The organism is Aquirufa sp. (genome assembly GCF_044342065.1).
Lineage (GTDB): Bacteria > Bacteroidota > Bacteroidia > Cytophagales > Spirosomataceae > Aquirufa.
The window spans coordinates 26,738-49,099 of record NZ_JBIIQN010000008.1 but is presented as its reverse complement, the minus strand read 5'-3'; the positions used below and the strand labels follow the sequence as shown (position 1 = coordinate 49,099).

Here is a 22,362-nt window from a genome sequence, read left to right as displayed (position 1 = left end):
TCAATTGGCTAAACCCTTATCACGCAGGATTTTGTCCATGAGTTTACGGTCATTGTCATTATTGAAGATAGCAAAAGGCAAATAAATGAATTGATATTTACCCATTTCTAAAACATAGGCTTCCTTATCTTTATAAGCAGACAAGATCATATCCCATTTGATAACGCCGCCTTCTTTATCTGAAATCTTCATGAATATCTGACGGCTGTCAATTTCATACCGGTATTTATCGAATAATTGCTTGTATTGGGCCAATTGGGTAATCCCCGTAAATTGAATTAACCAGAATAAGATATACCCAATAACGCCTATCGCTAAAAAGATGTAAATCCAGTAATTCTTGTATGTGCCCGACAAGTTAAGAAAGACATTTAGACCTACTAAAGCCAACGGTAGGAACGCCCATTTCCATTGATTAGAGAATAATTGACGCATACACATAGCGATGTATTTATTCTTCTCTAAGCCGTATTTCTTCGTTTTTATTGCTAAAGGGTTGGAAGGTGCTTGCATTTGGGCACGTTGTTGTGCTCCGTAATTCTTAGCCATAGGTAATAATTTTAAACGCTAATAAAGACCAAAGGTACAAAAATTGGATAATTTTGGGTAATTTTAGTTGGCTAATTTAGACAATAAGCGAAAGAATATGTCGGCAAAACAAGTATTAGACGGACCCGCACTCCTACAAAAAATCAGACGGATTGCATTTCAAATTTTCGAAAATAATTTTGAAGAAAATGAAATAATCATCGCTGGTGTCAGTGATCAAGGTTTTGCGTTGGCTGACATGCTTAGCAAGCATTTATTAGAAATTTCTAGTATTAGTGCTACTCCTGTAGAGATTCTATTGAACAAAGAAGTTCCTTATGAAAGTCCTGTTCGTTTTTCCGCGGATATTAAAACCTTTGAAAACAAGGTAATTATTGTCGTTGATGACGTACTGAATACTGGTCGCACTTTCTCATATAGTCTTGCTCCATTCTTAAGTATTCCAGTTAAAAAGCTTCAAGTGGCTGTACTAATTGATCGTAATTACCGCAAATTTCCTATTGCCGCCGACTACAAAGGCTATGAACTTTCTACGACCATCGCGGAGCATGTGGAAGTGATTGTTACCGATGATATTAGAAGAGGTGTTTATTTGAGGTAATTTAAGACTGCCAAATTTCCCAAGCCTTATCTGCTTGTCCATACAACATTTGAATCCCTGTATGAATACCTCCTGCTCCTGATTCAATCCCTTTTTTTAAAAACGTCGTTTCCAAAGGATTGTAAACAATATCATACAAGTAATGTTGGGGCGTTAAATTCGCATACGGTATTGCAGGACAAGCCTCTTCATGAGGGTGCATTCCCAGTGGTGTGGTATTAACGATTAGTCCGATCGAATCCATTAACGCTGGTAAGGCCTCGTAAGAGACTGCCTCATCAGATGCCTTTCGGGATACTTTAATGACAGGAATTCCTAAATCTTCTATCGCCGCAATAACTGCCTTTGCAGCACCTCCTTGGCCCAACACTACGGCTTTGCGCGATTTGAATTCTGAATATGCGGACCAATCTTTCAGCGTTTGTTGGAAACCAAAATAATCCGTGTTGTATCCGCGGGTCCGACCGTCTGATAATATTTTAATGGTATTTACGGCACCTATTCTTGCTGCAGCAGGATCTATTTCATCTAAAAAAGGTATGATTTGTTGTTTATATGGAATAGTCACATTAAACCCACGAATGCCTTTCGTTTTCAATAAAACAGGATAATCTTCGATTGATGGAATTTCAAATTGCGTGTAAGCATGTGAATCTGCTAAACCAATTTGCTCAAATTTTTCCGTGAAATAACGCTTAGAAAATGAATGTCCCAAGGGATAACCAATCAACCCAAATAGCGCGGTCGTTGCCATATTATTTCTTTGAAAATTGTTGCCTCAAGACACCAAAAACAATAGGCAAAACAGATACCGCAACAATTCCCAGCACCACTTTTTCAAAATTGGCTTTGATCCAAGCATTATCCCCTAAGAAATATCCTGCCAATGTAATACTGATGACCCAAAGACATGCTCCTAAGACCCCATAAATTAAATACACGGGATAGGACATCCTACCTGCGCCTGCCACAAATGGAGCTACGGTGCGAACAATCGGTACGAATCGAGCTAAAATGACCATCTTAGAACCATATTGGGCATAAAAAGCTTCTGTTTTTTCTATGTGCTCCCGCTTTAGAAACAAGATTTTTTCTCTACCCTTTACCCAATCACTAAAATTCCTACCGATGTAGTAATTTAATTGATCACCCATTAATGCTGCTATAATCATTAGCGGGATAACAGTCGTTAAACTGAGTTGGCCACTCGCCGCAGCCAATAATCCGACTGAAAACAACAATGAATCCCCGGGCAATAAAGGCATCACCACAAAACCGGTTTCTACAAAAATAATCGCAAATAACAAGGCATAAGTTAAAGATCCATTCGCAGCGATAAACTCACTTAAAAATGTCAAAGGATCACGAAGCAAATCAAGAATGAATTGAACCATTTATTTACTTATCTAAAAAATGATCAAATGTATCGCCACGTAACCCCAACCGAATTGTTTCCAATGAGATAACCTCATTGGGCGCGATATTTCCTACGTTAACATTGGCTCCAACCAATTTAACAAACCATACTTGTTGGGACTTTTGGGGGGCTTCCCAAATAATCTTTTCCTCTGGAATTTCAGTCAAAATTTCTTCTACTAAGCCTTGACGTACTTCCCCTGAGGAGCGGAATAGACCAACATTACCTCCTTCTCGCGCTTCACCGATAACTTTCCATGAACCTGCTTCCAACTCCATCCGCATCAACTTAATCCATTTATAGGGAGGAATTATTTTTGCTTCATCTTTTGAACCTACTTCTGATAAAACGGTAACCTGCTGGGAAAGGGTACGAATAAATTCACACTTTATATCTGACTCCATTTCGACCGATCCGTCAGAAATTTCAGCATATTCCATTCCAAATTGGTCTAAAACGCGACGGTACTCATCAAATTGACCACGAATATAAAATGCTTCAAACAAGGTTCCACCAAAATATACCGGGATTCCTGCCGATTTATATAAAGCTAATTTCTCTTTCAAATTAGGCGTTACATAAGAGGTGGCCCATCCTAGTTTTACGATATCAGTATGAGCTCCACCCATTTCTATGAAATCTTCTACTTGACGTAGGCTTAATCCCTTATCCATCACCATCGTCAAACCTTTTTGCCTTGGTTTGGTTGTTCTCTCTGGTATTTGATTCAAATTGTAATTCATACTTTCAAAATAGCTTGTTATGAAATTAAATCTCGTGGCAATATCCCACAAAAATAAGCATAACATCTGACTGAGACAAACACTATGTTCTACCATTTGGAATCAACAAATCCCAAAATCATCCTATATTTGTTTCAAAATTTATCACACCATGAAAAAAACAATTGCCTTTCTACTTTACTTAACTCTTTCTCAAGTTTCCTTGTTGGCAGCCGGTAACGGCGACAGTATTTTAGGGGAATGGATCTCAGAAAAAAAAGATGGACGGATTACCATTTTCAAACAAGGGGAACGGTATTTCGGAAAAATTACTTGGGGAAAAAAGCCGGGGAAAGATGTTAATAATCCGGATGCTCGCTTACGAAATAGAGATTTAATAGGCGCTGTAATCCTAAAAGACTTTGTATTTAAAGGAAGTACATGGGAAAATGGGACTATTTATGACCCAAATTCTGGTAAAACTTATGATTGTATTTTAACGGCCAAAGAGAATAATCAAAAACTTGATATTCGAGGATTTGTGGGAATGGCGATGTTTGGCAGGACGTCCACTTGGTCTAGAAATTAATCAAAATAACAACCGCTTAAGTATAAAATATGAAACCAAACGAAAAAATCATTTCTTATTTGAATGCAAATTTGAATAAGAAGATTGCAGATGGCAATCCAAATCCAATTACAACTTGGTTAGATGGCACATTAATCAAAGCGTCTGTTGGATCAGTTACCGCTGAATTTACGGTACGCGAAGATCAGTGTAACCATGCTCAAGTAATGCACGGAGGAATTATATCCACTATTTTGGATGATATCATGGGCATGACGCTCATAACAGTAGAAATTGAACATCTCTATGTAACGATCAACTTGCATGTTGATTTTTTATATGGTGCAAAAGCCGGCGAGAAAGTAACTGCTGTTTCTGAGATCTTTAGAGTTGGTAAAAAAATTGCCAACGTAGAAGCTAAGCTCTTCAATGCCGAAGGCAAATTACTCGCTAAAGGTTCTAGCAATTTAGCGGCAACTTCAATTCCTGTAAAATTCTAGGAAAGTAATTGGTAGACAATAAAGGCTGACAAATAAGCCAAGGTGGTCATGTAAACAAACTGAATCGTTGGGTATTTCCATGATTTCGTTTCGCGATACGTAGTTGCCAGCGTACTCATGCACTGCATGGCAAAAGCATAAAATATCAGTAATGAGAACCCAAGGGCCGTATCATACATCGGTTTCCCCGTAGCTGGGTTAATCTCTGCACGCATCCGGTTTTTGATCGTTGCATTTTCATCATCTACTTCTCCTCCCAAACTGTAAATCGTAGACATGGTACCCACAAAAACTTCGCGAGCGGCGAACGACGTAATAAGGGCAATACCAATCTTCCAATCGTAACCCAAAGGTTTAATGATAGGTTCGATAAAATGTCCGAAATGCCCTGCATAGGATTGCTCCAATTTCTCAGCAGCCACTTTATTTACGATGGCTGATTCGTCTAATGTTGGGTTCGAATCCCGTACTGTTTTCTCCACATTCGCTAAACTATCCCCTGGTCCGTAGCTAGCTAATACCCATAACACGATCGAAATCGCAACAATAATTTTTCCTGCCTCAAAAACAAATGCCTTTACTGAGTTATAAATAGACAAGGCAATATGCTTAAAGCGGGGACTCTTGTAAGTAGGAAGCTCCATGATGAAATAGCTCTTCTCCTTAACTTGAAGCAATAATTTCATAACCCATGCAGATAAAATTGCCATGAAGAAACCCAATAGGTATAAACCAAACAAGGCCAATCCTTGAAGATTAAACATACCAAACAAAGTGCTTTTTTCGGGTACTACCAGCGCAATCAATACCGTGTAAATAGGTAATCGTGCCGAACAAGACATTAAAGGCGTAACCATAATCGTAATTAAACGATCTTTCCATGATCCAATGGAGCGTGTACTCATAATCGCCGGAACTGCGCAAGCAACCCCTGACATCAAGGGTACCACAGATTTTCCATTTAGTCCGAAACGACGCATCAATTTATCCATGATAAACATCACACGCGACATATAACCCGTCTCCTCCAACATCGATATAAAGAAAAACAAAAAGGCAATTTGAGGAACAAAAATTAGTACCCCACCAATACCCGCGATAAGCCCATCCGTCAATAAACCTGTCAATGCAGAAGCCGGCAAAATTTCTTTTAAGTAATTATTCAATTGAGCTACTCCGCCATCTATGGCATCCTGAGGATAGGTTGCCCAAGTAAACACAGCTTGAAACATCAAAAATAGAATCCCCAAGAAAATTAAATAGCCTCCAACGGGGTGCAGAAAGAATTTGTCCAGTCGATCAGTCATCGTCTTGACCGGTGGCGCATCCCATTGGCGATTTAAGTTGATCACGCAACGTTCAACAATATCCGACAAAGCCTCATACCTTTTGACCGTATCGGAGGTCTTGTAAGATTTGGCATCGAAATGGTATTTTTCTTGAATTCGATCAAAACCAATACGCTGCTTATCTGTGAACATCTTCATACGGTCATGTTCCATCAGCCACAATAAAGAACGATAGGGGTCTGTCTCGCCAAATTGTTCCGTAATGTCGGCCAATAAATCTTCTCCAACAGGTAAAGGAAGACCATCATTGGAAGCATAGCGATTTTTTAATGTTTTCTCAACAGCTAAACGTAAGCCATTGACACCTATCCCTTTTTTGGCATTAATCTCAGCAACTTCAATATTTAATTCGCGGGCCAACTTGATTGAGTTGATGACAAAGCCTTGATTTTCGGCTACATCGACCATATTGAGCGCTAAAACTGTAGGTATGCCTAAATCACGTACTTGTGAAAACAATAAAAGATTACGCTTTAGGTTAGATGCATCCGCCACGACAATAGCCATATCCGGATAATCAGGGTTTGTTGGGTTACCCAAGATGTTAATCACCAACTCCTCATCAATGGACTTGGGGTATATGCTGTAAATTCCGGGTAAATCAAGGACTTCGACTTTCCGATTTGGTTCAAGCTCCCAAATACCTGTTAATTTATCCATTGTAACACCAGGAAAATTACCTGTCTTCTGATTCAAGCCCGTGAGGGTATTGAATAGAGACGATTTCCCAGCATTCGGATTCCCGATTAACGCTATTTTAGGCAGTTTGGACAAAATTATAGGGGTTTAACTTGTATGGTTGCTGCCTCTTCTTTTCGCATACTCAGCGTGTAACCTGAAACTTTTATCGCAATAGGATCACCAAATGGCGCCTGATGCGTTAATTCAATCCAAGTTCCCGGCAAACAACCCATTTCCAACAATTTTAATGATAGTAACTCATCTGTAAAACCCATGATTTCTGCTTGCTCTCCCACATGTAAATCAGCCAAAGTGTGCATCATTAAATTTTACTTATTTAGAATTGTTCAAAATTAGGACAAATGTACTAAGTATTTTCGACCTAAAAAATGATAAGTTACAGTTTTGATGGAATTGATTTGAAATAGCTAAAATACTGAAGGGAATATACTTTAAAGCAAATTTTCTATTGTAAATTGCATGTCCTTTATGGAAATCGAGGCATGATCCTGAATGAAATACACGTGTTGGTTAAAAAGGAACTCCATCTGGAATGGAGACAGCGCTATGCGATACATGGTCTACTCTTGTATTTAGCATCGACCGTTTTTGTTTGCTATCTATCGTTTAAAGCCAAGCAACAAGCCATCAACCCCATAACCTGGAATACTCTTTTCTGGATTATTTTGTTGTTTATTGCCATTAATGCCATCGGGAAAAGCTTTACACAAGAATCTACCCATCGTAACCTTTTTTATTACACGATAGTTAGTCCAGAGGCCATCATTTATTCCAAAATCATTTACAATTCCCTAGTAATGATTGGCATTTCCATGGTTGGATTCTTTTTCTATTCATGGGTAATGGGAAATCCGGTAGGAAACATCCCGCTTTATTTGGTAGCCATTGTACTTGGCGGAATTGGATTTGCCTCTACCTTATCGCTGATGGCGGGCATTGCTGCACAAGGAGAAAATTCTGCTACATTAATGGCCGTTTTAAGCTTTCCCGTCATTATACCGCTTTTACTGTTAATTTTAAAGTTGGCCAAAAGCGCCATGGACGGCATCTCCATACAGGAAAATTGGGATGAAATTGCCCTATTAAGTTCATTAGATACCATCGTCATTGTTTTATCCGGAATATTATTCCCGTTTATATGGAAGCATTAAAAAAACATTACGGTAAAATCCTTTGCATGATTTTGCTTTATTACACGATATATGCGGGATTCGAAGGCACGGTTCCGCGGCAAGCCATCTTGAACGAAACCGTTAGAAACTTGTATTTCCATGTAACCATGTGGTTTAGTATGATTTTTCTTTTAGGCACTTCCGTTTATCATTCGATTAAATACCTACGAACGGGTGATGTTATGGCCGACTTGAAATCTTATGCCTACGTAGAAACAGGTTTGTTATTCGCATTAATGGGTCTTGCAACGGGTAGTTTTTGGGCCAAATTCACTTGGGGTGACTGGTGGACAAATGATCCAAAATTAAATTCAGTCGCGGTGGGCCTGTTGATTTACCTTGCGTATTTATTGGTTCGTTCATCGCTTGCTGACGAGCTTCAAAAAGCGCGCGTTTCTTCCGTATATAACATATTTGCCTTTGTAGTGTTTATGGTATTGATTTGGATTTTACCTCGTATGACCGACTCATTGCATCCCGGTAATGGCGGAAATCCGGGATTTAATTCCATGGATTTAGATAACCGCATGCGCATGGTATTTTATCCTGCCATCCTTGGTTGGACCCTTTTAGGATTTTGGATAACGGGGTTGCGCATTCGAATTAAAGAATTAGATCAAAAAATCGAAGAAATAAATTAATCATGAAAAAATTCATCTTAAGTCTTTTGATGCTTTTCGTAGGCTTTACTGGGCAAGCGCAATCAACTGTGGAAATGGCCGACCAATTTCGTGCTGATGGTAAAATTTATGTAGTCATTGCCGTGGTAGCTATTATCCTGACGGGCCTATTTATCTACCTATTCCGTCTAGATCGTAAAATTTCCGATATAGAAAACCGTATCAAATGAAAAAGACACACATCGTAGGGCTAATTTTAATTGCCGTTGCTATTGGCATTATTTTAATTACCACAGGTGACGCGAGTACCTATGTGGGTTTTGAAGAGGCTGAGCGCATTAGCCAACAAGATCCTAACCAAAAAGTACATGTTGTAGGCAAATTAAAAAAAGATGCTGCCGGGAAAATCGTAGGCATGGTATTTAATCCCGCATTGGACGCAAATCGCCTGGAATTCATTGTGGAGGATAGCCTAGGAAGAGAAAACCAAGTGATATACTCCGCTCCGAAACCGCAAGATTTTGAGAAATCTGAAAAGATTGTCTTGGTGGGTAATATGAAGCCCGATAAGATTTTCTATTGTGATAAAATCCTGTTAAAATGTCCTTCCAAATACCAGGAAGGGAAAATATCTGCCGACTCAAGCGCTTCCTTTGAAGCCAAAAAACAACTATGATACACGAAACCATTGGACAAGTAGGGCATGCGCTCATTATTGTTTCCTTCGTAACCGCTCTTTTAGCAACGTATGCCTTTTATCGATCTAGTCAAGCTGAAAGCTTGGACAACGATTGGCGACAGGCCGCAAGAACACTCTTTATCCTTCACTTGGTGGCAGTTGTAGCAGTAGCTACAACCTTGTATATTATCATTTATAATCATTATTTCGAATATCATTACGCATATACGCATGCCTCGAAGGCACTTCCCATTGCCTACATCGTATCATGTTTTTGGGAAGGTCAAGAAGGAAGTTTCTTGCTCTGGATTTTTTGGCAAGCCCTTTTAGGCGTTATATTGATGTTTAGGAACCCCAAGTGGGAAAGCCCTGTAATGACCGTTTTTGCACTGGTGCAAACATTCCTTACATCTATGATTCTAGGGGTTATTATCCCGAGTATTGAATTAAAAATAGGTTCTTCTCCGTTTTTGTTGTTGCGTGAAGCGCAGCCTGATTTGCCGGTTTGGAGCATGCAGCCAAATTTCATCCCTTTGGACGGCCGCGGCTTAAACCCTTTGTTACAAAATTATTGGATGGTTATACATCCGCCAACCCTTTTTCTAGGCTTTGCCTTGACCTTAGTTCCATTTGCCTTTTTAATGGCAGGACTTTGGAAAAAACAATTGACCGAATGGATAACGCCAGCTTTACCTTGGTCACTGTTTGGTGGTGGAGTTCTTGGTGTAGGAATCATGATGGGGGCCTATTGGGCTTATGAAACATTAAATTTTGGCGGATATTGGAACTGGGATCCGGTTGAAAATGCCAGTTTTGTTCCTTGGTTGGTTTGGATCGGCGCAATTCACACGATGATTGCTTACCGTAACTCAAGCTCGGCACTAAAAACGTCCATCATCCTCGTGATAAGTACATTTATTTTGGTACTTTATTCTACGTTCCTCAACCGCTCAGGTATTTTAGGCAATGCCTCCGTGCACTCTTTCACTGATTTAGGCTTATCGGGACAGTTGCTACTTTACATGGGAACATTCTTGATTGGCGCGATTGCTTTAGCTTGGTATCGCTGGAAAGAATTGCCAACGGATGAAAAGGAATTAGGGATTTACTCACGTGAGTTTTGGATATTCGTTGGGGCATCTGTCTTAGGGCTTTCGGCTTTCCAATTAATATTTACTACCTCCATACCCGTTTACAATAAAATTGCGGAGGCTTTTGGATGGGTTTCCAATATTGCATTACCGGCAGACCAGGTGGAACACTATAGCAAAATTCAAATTTGGATTTTCATTGGCGTTGCTATTTTGAGTGCCGTCGGGCAATTTGTGTGGTGGGGTAAAATCAAGAATAAAAATCAATGGAAAGCGCTTTGGAATTCCGTTTTGGTCGCAACCTTATTGACCGTATTATTCGTTAATCTTGGGAAAATATTTACCATTTCGTACATCATTTTACTTTGGTCAAGTTTGTTTGCCGTATATGCAAACGGTAGTATTTTATGGTTCTTAGCGCGTCAAAAAGTTTCCATAGCAGGAGGAGCGTTATCACATGTGGGATTAGCCGTGATGCTAATTGGTATTTTGTTTTCTTCCGGCTACTCCAAAGTGGTCTCATTAAATCGTTCAGGATTTGCTATCTCCAATAAAGTAGAGCAATTCACGAAGGACAATAATAAAGAGAACAAAGAAAATCTCCCACTATGGTTAGGTCAAGGGGCTCAAATGCAGGATTATTTAGTTACCTACAAGGGGCGTAAAATAGCCTTACGCGGGAAGCCTGGGTATTTCAATAAAAAAGATTTCGAAATTATCGAAGGTGATTTCCATGCAGTCGCATTGCGCGATGTTGTAGCGAATGGCGAATCTGTAGCAAAAAAAGGAGATACCTTAATTGTAGAACCTGAAAACAATTATTATGAGTTGGAATTTAAAAATGCGGAAGGCAAAGCCGTATCCTTGTTTCCTCGCTGGCAAGTAAACCCTAAAATGGGTACAGCTATTTCCCCGGACATCAAACATGCATTTAGCCACGACATCTACACCTATGTTTCACTTGATCCCCGTCTAGCAGCTGAAGCTGGTGAAGAAAAACAATGGAGTCAAACAGTGAATTCAACAGTCATGGTGGGTGACACGCTATTTTTAAATGATTTTGTGGCTGTTTTAAAAGAAGTAAGCCGAATCACGCAAGTAGAAGGATTTGAATTAGGGGTGAATGATGCAGCTGTTCAGGCGAACTTCCTTGTTATGGGTAAAAATGACCAAAAATTCGAACTTAAACCGACATTCATTATTAAAGATGGTATGGTGGCTATGCCGGCATTTGAGAGTGAGGAGACCGGAATTAAGATTAAATTCACCACCATTAACCCCAAGACACAACAATTTAGCTTCGCGGTGAACACCACACAGCAAGATTTGATTATCATTAAAGCCCTTGAAAAACCGTACATAAATTTGGTTTGGATCGGATCAATCATGATATTTATTGGTCTTTTCATATCAACTTTCCGTAGAAAAGAAAAACCCATTGCTTCATGAGCCGCAGGGAAAAACTAAGTCTATTTATTGCCATCGGTTTCCTTATTATTTGGATACTGGATTTAAATTCGCCTACCCCAAAGGAAATTCAAGGCTTGTTTTGGCAAGAAATTGGCTATCATTACAGTTGGCTCATGTTTGCCGTAGGCTGTCTTTTTTACTACCAGTTCGCTCGAAATGAGCGAATTTCAAAAGAAGACAAGAACAAAAAGAAATAATATGCCCGACCCCGAACACACCATAGAGAGTGCCCAAATTATTGGAATAATTACTTCAATGGTTTTCTCAGCCTTTTTCTCAGGCGTAGAAATGGCTTTCGTTTCTTCCAACAAATTATATTTCGAATTAAAAGCCAAGCAAAATATTTTAAGTGCGAAAATCATCTCGCATTTTAACAAGACTCCCTCGCGTTTCATTGGTACGATGCTGATCGGGAATACCCTCTCACTGGTAGCCTATGGTATTTTCATGGAGGAATATTTGCACCATACGATTCTATCAATCATCGATATTAATGCAATTTTAGCGCGTTTATTAGCGACAGTTCTTGCAACTATTATAATTTTAACTACATCTGAATTTACCCCCAAAAGCGTCTTTTTGATTAATCCGGACGCCATTTTGGAGTTTTTAGCCATACCCATATGGATTATAAATACCTTGATGTTTCCGCTCGTTTGGTTAACAGTAGGTTTATCTAAATGGTTTATCACCAATGTACTGCGTTTGACGTATTCTGAGGAGAAGCCGGCTTTTGGACTAACCGATCTAAATCATTATTTACAAAATTTAAATCGCAAAATTTCCACCGAAGAAGAAAATGAAGTGGATACCAAAATTTTCCATAATGCACTGGAGTTCAAGCAAGTCAAGGTACGTGATTGCATGATTCCTCGAACAGAAATTACCGCCATAGAACTGGAAGAGGGAATCGAGGGCTTAACTAAGACATTTATTGAAAGTGGACACTCCAAAGTTTTGGTATATAAAGAAACCTTAGAAGAGGTTATCGGCTATTGTCATTCTCTTGCGCTTTTCAAGAAACCAAAAGATTTACAATCGATCCTTACTTCCATTCCCATCGTTCCCGAAGCTATGCCAGCGAACGATTTAATGATTAAATTTTCCAAAGAACGAAAATCCCTTGCGATTGTCGTGGATGAATTTGGTAGCACGTCAGGCTTAGTGAGTATGGAGGATGTCATGGAACAAATCTTTGGGGAAATCCAAGACGAGTATGATAACTCCGAAGATTGGATTGAAAAGCAATTGGATGATAACACCTTCGTTTTATCCGGACGGCATGAGATTGATTACCTCAACGAGAAATACGAATGGAATTTACCCGAGGGCGATTATGAGACATTAGGTGGCATGCTGATTAGTTTGTATGAAGATATACCGGAGGTAAATGAAACCATCATTTTAAGTCCATTCAACTTCCAGATATTAACGGTAACGGATGCGCGTATAGACACAGTTAAAGTAATCATTACTGATAAATTAACGCAAAAAGAAGAGCCTAAAACGAAGCATTAATTACGCGCTGGAGGGTTTGGCATTTCATACCTGTTTCTTGCCATTCCTTTTCTGGATCAGAATCCTCCGTAATGCCACACCCCGCATAATAATATGCTTGTTCTCCCTTCATTTGAACCGTACGCAAATTAACAAATAAATGGGTTTCATCATGTTGATTAATTGGGCCCAAATAGCCGCTGTACAACACACGATCATGCCTTTCGGTTTGCAAAATCCATTCCAATGCTGCTTCTTTTGGAGTGCCACACACAGCAGAAGTTGGATGCAATAAGCTCAACATTTGGGTAATTAAACCCGGATATGAATATTTACGGGTATCGACTAGGTATTCAGTTTTCAAATGCATCAAATTGCCAGCCAGGACCGTTTTAGGCCCATTTTCAATATATTCACGTAGGCGTATTTTTTTAAAACAATCGATGATGTATCGACTAACATAAGCTTGTTCCTCGATTTCCTTCTGAGACCACCTTGCCTCGGAAGGGGAAAGAAAATTCCCATCAGCATCAAGCGCCGACTGCGTACCTGCTAAGGAAATCGTTTTGAATATTCCTGCTGAATTCTGTGAAACCAAGGTCTCCGGTGTTGCACAAAGCCAAACATCCTGTAAAGCAGGCAGGTAAATTGCTGAAACAAAAGCGGATGGATACGTTTGGCATAAGCGATCAAAAGCATCAACTAAATCGAAGTTGGCAGCTAAATCTTTGACATCTACGCGAGATAAAACAACTTTTTGAAATTGGCCTTGCTTGATTTGCTCAACAGAACTTGCGACTTGGTCTTGAAATAAAAGTTTGTCTTCAAAAACTTCCACGGGCTTGATCGTTGGTATAGGCTCCGATGGATTGTCATTTACTAGGCTTTGACTGAGGTGGCTTGCACTCAAAAAATAGGGAAGACCGATAAAAGGGCTAATCAAAAAACCGGGGCCTAACTGCTCCAATTCAGAAACTTCTACTTGAACTCCACCGCTCAAATCTTGCAATAAGAATTGTTGACGCTGATAAGGAAGTTTCCACATGGCAAGTGCTGCCCCCACCTGTGGCGCTTTATCCCAAATTTGTTTCCACTCCTTCTTTTCGTCAAACATTAATCTACTTTCAATATGGCTACTGTTAAACGACTAGCACAGATTAAATGTTCCGACTCATCGTAAATTTTTATATCGTATACATGCAAAGTCTTCCCAATCCGCAACGGAACGCAGATTCCAGTCACGTACCCTCCCCTAGCTGATTTCAAGTGATTGGCATTGATTTCAACCCCTACACCTTTGTAAAGATTCATGTCGGAAACAGCTAATGCTGAGGCAATACTCCCAAGGGTCTCTGCTAAAACAACAGATGCTCCTCCATGCAATAAACCAAAAGGTTGCTTAGTACGTTGGTCTACGGGCATTTTTGCCTTGATGTATCCAGCAGTAATTTCCGTAAATTCAATACCAAGGTGTTCGATCATATTGCCTCGGCTTAACGCGTTAATGTCATCAAGGCCTATGGAAGTATTAAACATAATATTTGTATTTTTGTAGCGCAAAAATCGCAATTATTTAGCGAAAACAATCTCAATCTAGTCAATTTATATGCATAGCATCAAAGACATTTACCTAATTCGCCATGGAGAAACCGACTATAATCGCATGGGGGTAGTTCAAGGAAGTGGGATAGATGCGGATCTTAATGAATTAGGTCAAAGACAGGCCAAGGCTTTTTATGAGCATTACCAAGATTTACCTATTGACAAAATATACACTTCGGCATTAAAACGTACCCATCAATCAGTTCAGGGGTTCATTGAAAAGGGCTTGCCTTGGGAAAAACATGCGGGTCTTAATGAAATCTCATGGGGCATCCGTGAAGGACGAACACCAAACAATGATGACGATCTTTATTATCGGAATTTAGTAAGAGCCTGGCGCGAAGGAAATGTGCACATTCCATCAGAGGAAGGGGAAAGCCCTATTGATGTATTAGAAAAGCAAAAACCTGTGGTTGATTTAATTATTTCAAGACCAGAGGAACGCCACATTTTAGTGGCCATGCATGGAAGGGCAATGCGGGTTTTATTGACCCACTTATTCGAAAAGCCCTTGCATCAAATGGATACGTTTGGACATCAAAATCTTTGTTTATATCATATTCAGTATGACTATACAACAGGCAAGTTTAACCAAATCAAATCGAATCATACCGCGCATTTACACGGTCTGCCAGATTCAATGTAATACATGAAAAGGAGGCGCCTATATTGGACATTGCAATTGGCTGGCTGGTTTGCCTGGGCGCTAAATGAGGCATTACTCTACACCAATCAATATGGGTGGAAATGGGTTTGGCTTTTTTCTTCCTTGGCTAATATTGCCCTTGCCATATTTTTGACTCACCAATACCGACGAATCACCTTGCGCTATCGATGGCAGGATATGAATATTTGGCGGATGGTACAATATAATTTTTTAGCATTGGTCATTATGGCCGTTATTCTGATGGCGCTCAATATTCCGCTTGATTTTCTATTTCTTCAAGAAAATTATGAAGTCAGTTTAAGTCCATTTATTATCGTTCAAATTTTCTTCAATTTCGTTAAGCCATTAGCTATTTGGACATTAATCTATTTCTTTTTCCAATACTCCAATAAACGATTGGAGATGGAACGCGAGAATGACCAATTAGAGCGCGCCATTTTAGAAACGGAAGGCAAAGTCTTGCGTGCACAGATGAACCCCCATTTTGTATTTAACGCCTTAAATAGTGTTCGAGCATTAATCACAGAGGACCCTGTAAAAGCAAAGAAGGGTATTAATCAATTGTCCAAATTACTGCGTAGTTCATTGCTAACGGAACGCAAAAAAACCATATCGCTATCAGAAGAATTGGATACCATACTTGATTATTTATCCTTAGAAAAAATTCGTTATGAGGATCGTTTAGAATGGAAGATAACCATTGATAAAATATGTCAAAAAGCACAAATTCCTCCGATGTTATTACAAACACTGGTAGAAAATGGAATCAAACATGGGATATCCCATTCGGTCAAGGGAGGTTGTATTGAAATAAGCGCCGAAATAGTAAATTCGTTCATTAAAATATCGGTAATTAACCCAGGTCATTTAAAAATAAGCAAAGATATTTCGACAGGACTTGGACTTGTTAATTCTCAGAATCGCTTGCAATTAATCTATGGTAAAACCGCTCAAATCGAACTTCAACCACTAAACAAAAATCAAGTTTGCGCAAAGGTGACATTGCCCTATCTTGAAGAAATTTAAGTAAGCCTATGAAAGCAATCATCATTGATGACGAACGTTTAGCGCGTAATGAATTAAAACGTTTATTAGAAAATTTTCCTCAAATAGAGGTTATTGCTGAAGCCGCTAATACAGATGAAGCATCTGCATTATTAGAAACCATGCAACCAGATGTGCTATTTTTAGATATTCAAATGCCTGGAAAAACAGGATTTGAATGGTTAGAAAGTTGGGATGGATACCTGCCAGAAGTTATTTTTACTACGGCGTTTGATGAATATGCATTAAAAGCTTTTGAAGTGAATGCATTGGATTATGTATTAAAACCCGTTGAACTGACGCGTTTAAGTGAAAGTATACAGAAGTTGGAAAAAAGGCTTATCCAACAAGTCAAATCTCCCGAGACACCTAGTCATATATTAGGAGCCATGGATCAGATTTTTGTGAAAGATGGAGAACGTTGTTGGTTTGTTCGTTTAGAACGCGTTCGTTTATGCGAATCAATGGGAAATTATGTTCGATTGTTTTTTGATGACCAAAAACCCTTAGTACTAAAATCTTTGAATGCCCTTGAAGATCGCTTGGACCCGAAAGTATTCTTCCGGGCGAATCGGAAACATATCATCAATTTGAATTTCATTGATAAAATTGAACCTTGGTTTTCAGGCGGTCTGCAGGTGACCTTATCAGGGAAAGGAGAAAAAATTGAAATCTCAAGACGTCAATCGATTCGGTTTAAGGAATTACTCTCGCTTTAATCGATCAGGGGCCTCACCCAGTAAAAATCCATAAGCCTTAAGGGCAGGGACATGATCGAAAATCACCTTGAGTATTGCCGTTAATGGCAAGGCTAAGATCAATCCCGGTATCCCCCAAATCATCTCCCCTGCTAACAAAGCTAGCATCGCAACCATCGGATTCATACTTACTTTTGATCCGATGACCATCGGTGTGATGAAGTTAGCCTCAACGAATTGCACAAAAGCAACCCAAGCAATTAGACCCAATGCATAATTAGGCCCAAGGCTTATCAACGTTAAGATGACCGGTAAAGCAGCACCAATCCAGATTCCGATATAAGGGATAACCAGTAATATACCCGTCAAACAACCAAAAAACATAAAATAATCAACACCTATCCACCAAAATCCTACACAACAAAGTAGGGCCACAATGAACATGACAGCTAGTAAGCCAACCAGATAACTTTGGACGACCGATACAGTTTTATGCATTATTCCCTTGAGCGTTTCAGGTTCAGTTGTAGGGAAAACCCGTGATAAAAAATCCGAGAAAAACTGCCGATAATACAAAAAGAAAAACACAAAAATGGGGACAATAATCATGGTGGTAATTCCATGAATCGCGGTTCCAAAGGTCGTTGAAATGATTCCACCGGAGTTTTTCAACAAATTAATGGTCTGATTACTCACCTCAACCATTTGTTTTTTGCGCGAGATATTGAGGTTTTGAGATAAAAAGCTTTGTAATCCAGCAAGCCATTTTTCTGATTTGCGGATAAACATGGGCCAATCACTAGCGAATTCTGCTATTTGACCTATAGCTAATAAAAGAAGCAAACCGATGAAGGCGAACATAATCAATAGACATAACACAATGGCCAGCGATCGAGGCAGCCCTTTGGATTCCAGCCAAGTACAAACAGGAAGTACCAACATGGCTAATATCATCGAGAATGCGAGCAGGATAAGCAAATCTTGTAACAGATACAAACCTAAAATAACCAAAGCAATACTGATTAAAACAGCAGCTAAGCGAAGGGGATATGGTGTATCTTTGTACATTGTCGAAAATTATAAACGGAAATTACGCAAAATTTAACAATTTCGTAATTTAGACCTATCTATCTTTGACGTAACATTTTCAATCCAACGCGCAAAAACCATGAGTAAAACGCTACAGCAAGCGAAAATTTTATTGGTCGACGACGATCCGGATATTCTCGAGCTATTGGAATACAATTTAGCAAAGGAAAATTATCAGTTAGCAAAAGCATTCGACGGAAAAGAGGCCCTGGAAATAGCACAAACTTTCAAGCCTGCTTTAATTATCATGGATGTTATGATGCCTGTCATGGATGGCATTGAAACGGCGCGTAAAATGAAAAGCATGCCAGGATTCAAAAACACCATTTTATTGTTTTTGACAGCGCGTGGTGAGGAATTTACCGAAGTTGCGGCATTTGATGCTGGCGCGCATGATTACATAATTAAACCCATCAAACCCCGTGCTTTAGTAAGTCGAATTAATGCTTTACTTAAACGTGAAAATTCAGAAGAGGCACAAGATGTCATCGAGATTGGCGGTTTAGTTATTAACCGCACGCAATATGCAGCTACCTTTGAAGGACGCGTACTCATTTTGCCCAAAAAAGAATTCGAACTTCTTTCCTATTTCGCCAAAAACCCGAATAAAGTTTTTAATCGGGATGAACTTCTTGAAAAAGTTTGGGGTACAGATGTCTATGTCGTAGAGCGTACCGTGGATGTACACATCCGTAAATTGCGCGAAAAAATTCCAGAACATTACATCAAAACCTTGAAAGGAGTCGGGTATTTATTCTCGATTGATAAGGCATAAAATTCCGTGATTTTCGGTAAATTGCGGCTTTATGATAAGTCGGCTTTCCCTCCTATTTTACTTAATCAGTTTTTCTTTGGTTGCCCAAACACCCAAACGCGAACTACGTGGTGTTTGGATAGCTACTGTTCAAAACATTGATTGGCCAAGCGCCAGGAATTACAATGCGATTAAGCAGCAAGATGAATTTCTGGAAATTCTAAATTCACACCAAAAAACAGGTATCAACGCCCTTTTTGTACAAGTGCGTACCGCCGCAGATGCATTTTATGCAAAAAGTGATGAACCGTGGTCGGCCTATTTATCAGGTCTACAAGGGCAAGCCCCGAAACCCAACTACGACCCTTTGGCATTCATGATTAAAGAATCGCATGAACGAGGAATAGAATTTCATGCCTGGTTGAATATGAATCGAGCCAGCATATCAACAAAAAATATTTTAAGTGCGAATCACATCGTTCGGAAACATCCCGAATGGATGGTCGTTTACAATAATCAACATCTGTTCAATTTTGGGATTCCCGCCGTCCGACATTACATCACACAGGTCGTCAAGAATATGGTTCAAAATTACGATGTAGACGGCATACATTTTGATGATTATTTCTATCCATACCCAATAAAAGGAGCACATTTCAATGATGATGAAGCCTATGCCCAGAATAAATTACCCAATGAAAGCTTGGCAGATTGGCGAAGAAGGAATATTGATTTATTGATTGAAGAAATCTCTACAACCATCAAGGCTGTTAACCCACGCGTAAAATTTGGGATAAGTCCTTTTGGCATATGGCGCCATAAAAGTTCTGATCCAGCAAATGGATCCCCCACTAGCAAAGGTTTACAATCCTATGATGATCTATATGCCGATACCGAAAAATGGACAAAATCCGGCTGGCTTGATTATTTAGCACCCCAGCTTTACTGGGGAAGTACGCACCGTGTGGCACCATTTGGCCCTTTAGCAAAATGGTGGAGCGCGCATGGATACGGCAGGCCGGTATATATTGGTCATGCTACCTATCACCTCAACGGCCAGTGGAATTCATCAGAACTAGCAAAACAATTAACGCTAGCACGCAGTTTAAACGAGGTGAAAGGGTCTATATTTTTCAGTTCGAATCAATTAACGAATAATGCAAAGGGGTGGCGTGATAGCTTGCGGACCACGCATTATAAGCATATGGCATTGGTTCCAACCATGCCTTGGATTGACAATATTCCCCCTACGGCTCCACATAAAGTTTCACTTCAAAAAAATTCAGAAAAGTGGACTATTCGTTGGCAAGCAGGCGAACCGAGTGCAGATAATGATCCACCAGCCTATTATGTTGTGTATCGCATTCATCGCTCGGAAGGAATTCGGGGTACTGAAAATGCTGCCAATATCATTTATAAAGGACAAAAAAACGAATACATCATCGATACATCTGAAATGCAAGCTGGTCATGGCTTTGTCGTAACGGCATTTGATCGTCTGCATAATGAGTCCCCAGCGGGAACCATTCAATGGATTGTATCAAATTCAAATTAATTATGAGCTTACGATTTCTACATTTGACAGTTAAAGATATCACGGAGGAAACCAAGGACACTAAAACATTCCATTTTTGGCATCCAATCCACGATACCTTACATTATTTGGCTGGCCAATTTTTGACAGTCATTCCTAGCATCGAGGGAGAAAAGCCGCGTAGAAGTTATTCGCTTTCTTCATCCCCAGCAACAGATATGTCGCCGGCCATAACGGTAAAACGCATTCCTGGGGGACAAGTTTCCAACTACCTTTGTGACCATATCAAAGTAGGAGATAGCCTGGAGGTCATTGAGCCTATGGGAAATTTCGTGATTGAACCAGCACCAGATGCCTCAAACAATTATGTGTTTGTGGGTGCTGGTTCAGGTATCACACCATTGATGGCGATGATTAAAACCCTTATTTACAAAGAACCAAAATCAAAAATTCATCTGATTTACGGTTCACGTCACGAGGATCAAATCATTTTCAAAAAACAATTAGATGCTTTAGAAACGGAATACCCGAATCGAATTACGGTATTGCATGTGATTAGCCAACCGGCAGCGAATTGGCCTGGTTTGAAGGGGAGAATCAATCAGGCCTCGACGGTGTATTATTTGAAGCAAGAGTTGGGAATCGATATTTCTAAAGCGCATTACTATTTATGTGGGCCCATGGAAATGATGGAAGAAGTTCAAAAGGCCTTAGCCATTTTTGAAGTTCCAGGCAACCAAATTCACAAAGAGTTATTTAATACAGCCCCTTCAGTAGAAACGGCAGAGTCTGACAATGATGTAGCAAGGGAAATCACGCTAATTTTTGAAGGAAAATCTCATGCTGTAACTGTACAGCCTCATGAGACAATATTAGAAGCAGCGCTTGTCGCTGATTTGGATATCCCCTATTCCTGTCAGGCGGGTATGTGTACCGCCTGCATGGGCTTATGTACATCGGGAACGGTCATGATGGATGAAGAAGATGGACTAACCGATGGCGAAATTGCCAAAGGCTATGTATTAACCTGTGTCGCACATCCGAAGAGCGATGGGGTGGTGATTGACCTCGATTAAATTATCAGTTTTAAAGTGCGAAAGTCACTTTATCCCCTTTACCTTTGGCAATCCTCCAAGGTTTGCCAAAGGTAGCGGTTTAAAAGTCTCTAGGATCCCATGCCACCCGGGTATTGTCATACAAGACTCCCATACGAACCAAATCTTCAGCATCCAAAGCAAAATCAAACACCTCCGCATTTTCAATCATTCGATCTTTTTGAATCGATTTCGGAATGGTCACAGCTCCCTGTTCTATTACCCATCGAATTAATATCTGATAAGTTGATTTACCATATTTTCGAGCGATATCAACCAATACCGGATGCTCCTTCTTTTGACCTCGAACCACGGGTGCATAACCCTCCACTTGAATATTATTTTGCTTGCAAAAAGCCAGTTCCTCTGGCAAATAACAAAAGGGGCTCAACTCGATTTGATTAATCGCCGGACAAACATTCGCATAGACAAATAATTCCTCCAAATGCTTTTGGTAATAATTAGAAACCCCGATTGATTTTACCACACCTTGGTCATACAACGATTCTAATGCCTTCCAGGTATCCTTGCGATGCTGATCTTTCGGCCAATGAATCAAATATAAATCCAGGTAATCAAGTGACAAATCTTTCATAGATGTTTCAAACGCTCGAAGGGTAGCATCGTAACCCATGTCATCTATCCAAACCTTGCTCGTAACAAATATTTCATTTCGAGGAACTCCACCCTGTAAAAGAGCATCTCCCACCTCCTTTTCATTTCCGTAAATCGAAGCCGCATCGAATAGCCGGTAACCCACCATTAAAGCGGTTTCAACAGCTTGGCCAACTTCCTTTTGCTGTTCAGGTGCATAAACACCTAAACCCAATGTAGGCATTGAAAACCCATTATTCAATTGTATGGAAGGTATTTCTAGACGCATATGAGTAAAATTTGATTTAAAGCTAGGCAAATTTGATGTATTTTTACAAAAAAATACATC

Annotated in this window: 26 protein-coding genes; 16 read left to right on the top strand and 10 right to left on the bottom strand. The window is 39.7% G+C overall.

Annotated features, from left to right (window positions below; genetic code table 11):
* Positions 1–549 (bottom strand): YcxB family protein, encoded by a 549-nt coding sequence (locus ACIQZ2_RS04795; protein ID WP_395767706.1) that lies wholly within the window; start codon positions 547–549, stop codon positions 1–3.
* Positions 550–646: 97 nt separating this feature from the next.
* On the opposite strand from ACIQZ2_RS04795, the gene ACIQZ2_RS04790 reads away from it, so the two are divergent.
* Positions 647–1,150, top strand: a complete 504-nt coding sequence (locus tag ACIQZ2_RS04790) for a phosphoribosyltransferase family protein (RefSeq protein WP_395767705.1) — start codon at positions 647–649, stop codon at positions 1,148–1,150.
* A gap of 1 nt (position 1,151) precedes the next feature.
* Here ACIQZ2_RS04790 and ACIQZ2_RS04785 read toward each other — a convergent pair whose 3' ends face one another.
* Genes ACIQZ2_RS04785 through ACIQZ2_RS04775 form a run of 3 tightly spaced genes read right to left on the bottom strand, consistent with a single transcriptional unit; the run spans position 1,152 to position 3,310 of the window.
* Complete coding sequence (locus tag ACIQZ2_RS04785; RefSeq protein WP_395767704.1) at positions 1,152–1,904, bottom strand: shikimate dehydrogenase family protein; 753 nt, start codon at positions 1,902–1,904, stop codon at positions 1,152–1,154.
* A 1-nt stretch (position 1,905) separates the two neighbouring features.
* Positions 1,906–2,544: a VTT domain-containing protein gene (locus ACIQZ2_RS04780; protein ID WP_395767703.1), complete on the bottom strand. Its 639-nt coding sequence runs from the start codon at positions 2,542–2,544 to the stop codon at positions 1,906–1,908.
* A gap of 4 nt (positions 2,545–2,548) precedes the next feature.
* Entirely contained in the window at positions 2,549–3,310 is a 762-nt protein-coding gene (locus tag ACIQZ2_RS04775; protein ID WP_395767702.1) for a phosphosulfolactate synthase, read from the bottom strand.
* 151 nt (positions 3,311–3,461) lie between these two features.
* On the opposite strand from ACIQZ2_RS04775, the gene ACIQZ2_RS04770 reads away from it, so the two are divergent.
* Together ACIQZ2_RS04770 and ACIQZ2_RS04765 are read left to right on the top strand one after the other, a co-directional pair.
* Positions 3,462–3,878: a DUF2147 domain-containing protein gene (locus ACIQZ2_RS04770; protein ID WP_395767701.1), complete on the top strand. Its 417-nt coding sequence runs from the start codon at positions 3,462–3,464 to the stop codon at positions 3,876–3,878.
* A gap of 29 nt (positions 3,879–3,907) precedes the next feature.
* Entirely contained in the window at positions 3,908–4,357 is a 450-nt protein-coding gene (locus tag ACIQZ2_RS04765; protein ID WP_395767700.1) for a PaaI family thioesterase, read from the top strand.
* Here ACIQZ2_RS04765 and feoB read toward each other — a convergent pair.
* Entirely contained in the window at positions 4,354–6,480 is a 2,127-nt protein-coding gene (feoB, locus tag ACIQZ2_RS04760; protein WP_395767699.1) for a ferrous iron transport protein B, read from the bottom strand. The genes ACIQZ2_RS04765 and feoB overlap by 4 nt on opposite strands.
* A 2-nt stretch (positions 6,481–6,482) precedes the next feature.
* Positions 6,483–6,710, bottom strand: coding sequence for a ferrous iron transport protein A (locus ACIQZ2_RS04755; RefSeq protein WP_395767698.1), 228 nt, complete (start codon positions 6,708–6,710; stop codon positions 6,483–6,485).
* 180 nt (positions 6,711–6,890) lie between these two features.
* On the opposite strand from ACIQZ2_RS04755, the gene ACIQZ2_RS04750 reads away from it, so the two are divergent.
* From ACIQZ2_RS04750 to ACIQZ2_RS04720, 7 genes are read left to right on the top strand one after another with little or no spacing between them, the layout of a single operon-like run.
* The gene (locus ACIQZ2_RS04750; RefSeq protein WP_395767697.1) at positions 6,891–7,559 is read left to right on the top strand and encodes a heme exporter protein CcmB; all 669 of its coding nucleotides are present in this window, start codon (positions 6,891–6,893) and stop codon (positions 7,557–7,559) included.
* Positions 7,547–8,221, top strand: a complete 675-nt coding sequence (gene ccsA / locus ACIQZ2_RS04745) for a cytochrome c biogenesis protein CcsA (protein WP_395767696.1) — start codon at positions 7,547–7,549, stop codon at positions 8,219–8,221. The genes ACIQZ2_RS04750 and ccsA (ACIQZ2_RS04745) overlap by 13 nt, the downstream gene beginning before the upstream one ends.
* A 2-nt stretch (positions 8,222–8,223) precedes the next feature.
* The gene (locus ACIQZ2_RS04740; RefSeq protein ID WP_395767695.1) at positions 8,224–8,430 is read left to right on the top strand and encodes a CcmD family protein; all 207 of its coding nucleotides are present in this window, start codon (positions 8,224–8,226) and stop codon (positions 8,428–8,430) included.
* Positions 8,427–8,876: a cytochrome c maturation protein CcmE gene (locus ACIQZ2_RS04735; protein ID WP_395767694.1), complete on the top strand. Its 450-nt coding sequence runs from the start codon at positions 8,427–8,429 to the stop codon at positions 8,874–8,876. The genes ACIQZ2_RS04740 and ACIQZ2_RS04735 overlap by 4 nt, the downstream gene beginning before the upstream one ends.
* A complete protein-coding gene (gene ccsA, locus ACIQZ2_RS04730; RefSeq protein ID WP_395767693.1) occupies positions 8,873–11,419 on the top strand; it encodes a cytochrome c biogenesis protein CcsA in 2,547 nt (848 codons plus the stop codon). The genes ACIQZ2_RS04735 and ccsA (ACIQZ2_RS04730) overlap by 4 nt, the downstream gene beginning before the upstream one ends.
* Complete coding sequence (locus tag ACIQZ2_RS04725) at positions 11,416–11,637, top strand: hypothetical protein (RefSeq protein WP_395767692.1); 222 nt, start codon at positions 11,416–11,418, stop codon at positions 11,635–11,637. The genes ccsA (ACIQZ2_RS04730) and ACIQZ2_RS04725 overlap by 4 nt, the downstream gene beginning before the upstream one ends.
* A 1-nt stretch (position 11,638) precedes the next feature.
* Positions 11,639–12,958, top strand: coding sequence for a hemolysin family protein (locus ACIQZ2_RS04720; protein WP_395767691.1), 1,320 nt, complete (start codon positions 11,639–11,641; stop codon positions 12,956–12,958).
* On the opposite strand, the gene ACIQZ2_RS04715 is transcribed toward ACIQZ2_RS04720, so the two are convergent.
* Together ACIQZ2_RS04715 and ACIQZ2_RS04710 are read right to left on the bottom strand one after the other, a co-directional pair.
* On the bottom strand, positions 12,942–14,051 hold the full coding sequence (locus tag ACIQZ2_RS04715; RefSeq protein ID WP_395767690.1) for a chorismate-binding protein: 1,110 nt from the start codon (positions 14,049–14,051) through the stop codon (positions 12,942–12,944). The two genes, ACIQZ2_RS04720 and ACIQZ2_RS04715, sit on opposite strands and share 17 nt — an antisense overlap.
* Positions 14,051–14,473, bottom strand: coding sequence for a hotdog fold thioesterase (locus tag ACIQZ2_RS04710; RefSeq protein ID WP_395767689.1), 423 nt, complete (start codon positions 14,471–14,473; stop codon positions 14,051–14,053). The genes ACIQZ2_RS04715 and ACIQZ2_RS04710 overlap by 1 nt, the downstream gene beginning before the upstream one ends.
* A gap of 70 nt (positions 14,474–14,543) precedes the next feature.
* Here ACIQZ2_RS04710 and ACIQZ2_RS04705 point away from each other — a divergent pair, with 70 nt between their 5' ends.
* From ACIQZ2_RS04705 to ACIQZ2_RS04695, 3 genes are read left to right on the top strand one after another with little or no spacing between them, the layout of a single operon-like run.
* Positions 14,544–15,185, top strand: a complete 642-nt coding sequence (locus ACIQZ2_RS04705; protein WP_395767688.1) for a histidine phosphatase family protein — start codon at positions 14,544–14,546, stop codon at positions 15,183–15,185.
* A gap of 3 nt (positions 15,186–15,188) precedes the next feature.
* Positions 15,189–16,232, top strand: a complete 1,044-nt coding sequence (locus ACIQZ2_RS04700) for a sensor histidine kinase (protein WP_395767687.1) — start codon at positions 15,189–15,191, stop codon at positions 16,230–16,232.
* Between the two features lie 8 nt (positions 16,233–16,240).
* Positions 16,241–16,969: a LytR/AlgR family response regulator transcription factor gene (locus tag ACIQZ2_RS04695; RefSeq protein WP_395767686.1), complete on the top strand. Its 729-nt coding sequence runs from the start codon at positions 16,241–16,243 to the stop codon at positions 16,967–16,969.
* Here the strand turns inward: ACIQZ2_RS04695 and ACIQZ2_RS04690 are convergent.
* Positions 16,955–18,016: an AI-2E family transporter gene (locus ACIQZ2_RS04690; RefSeq protein ID WP_395767685.1), complete on the bottom strand. Its 1,062-nt coding sequence runs from the start codon at positions 18,014–18,016 to the stop codon at positions 16,955–16,957. The genes ACIQZ2_RS04695 and ACIQZ2_RS04690 overlap by 15 nt on opposite strands.
* Before the next feature lie 100 nt (positions 18,017–18,116).
* On the opposite strand from ACIQZ2_RS04690, the gene ACIQZ2_RS04685 reads away from it, so the two are divergent.
* The 3 genes from ACIQZ2_RS04685 to ACIQZ2_RS04675 are packed head-to-tail and all read left to right on the top strand — an operon-like array spanning position 18,117 to position 21,401.
* Entirely contained in the window at positions 18,117–18,812 is a 696-nt protein-coding gene (locus ACIQZ2_RS04685) for a response regulator transcription factor (RefSeq protein WP_395767684.1), read from the top strand.
* 31 nt (positions 18,813–18,843) lie between these two features.
* On the top strand, positions 18,844–20,346 hold the full coding sequence (locus ACIQZ2_RS04680; RefSeq protein WP_395767683.1) for a glycoside hydrolase family 10 protein: 1,503 nt from the start codon (positions 18,844–18,846) through the stop codon (positions 20,344–20,346).
* Positions 20,347–20,348: 2 nt separating this feature from the next.
* Complete coding sequence (locus tag ACIQZ2_RS04675; RefSeq protein ID WP_395767682.1) at positions 20,349–21,401, top strand: 2Fe-2S iron-sulfur cluster-binding protein; 1,053 nt, start codon at positions 20,349–20,351, stop codon at positions 21,399–21,401.
* Positions 21,402–21,480: 79 nt separating this feature from the next.
* On the opposite strand, the gene ACIQZ2_RS04670 is transcribed toward ACIQZ2_RS04675, so the two are convergent.
* A complete protein-coding gene (locus ACIQZ2_RS04670; protein ID WP_395767681.1) occupies positions 21,481–22,302 on the bottom strand; it encodes an aldo/keto reductase in 822 nt (273 codons plus the stop codon).
* Between the last annotated feature and the right edge of the window lie 60 nt (positions 22,303–22,362).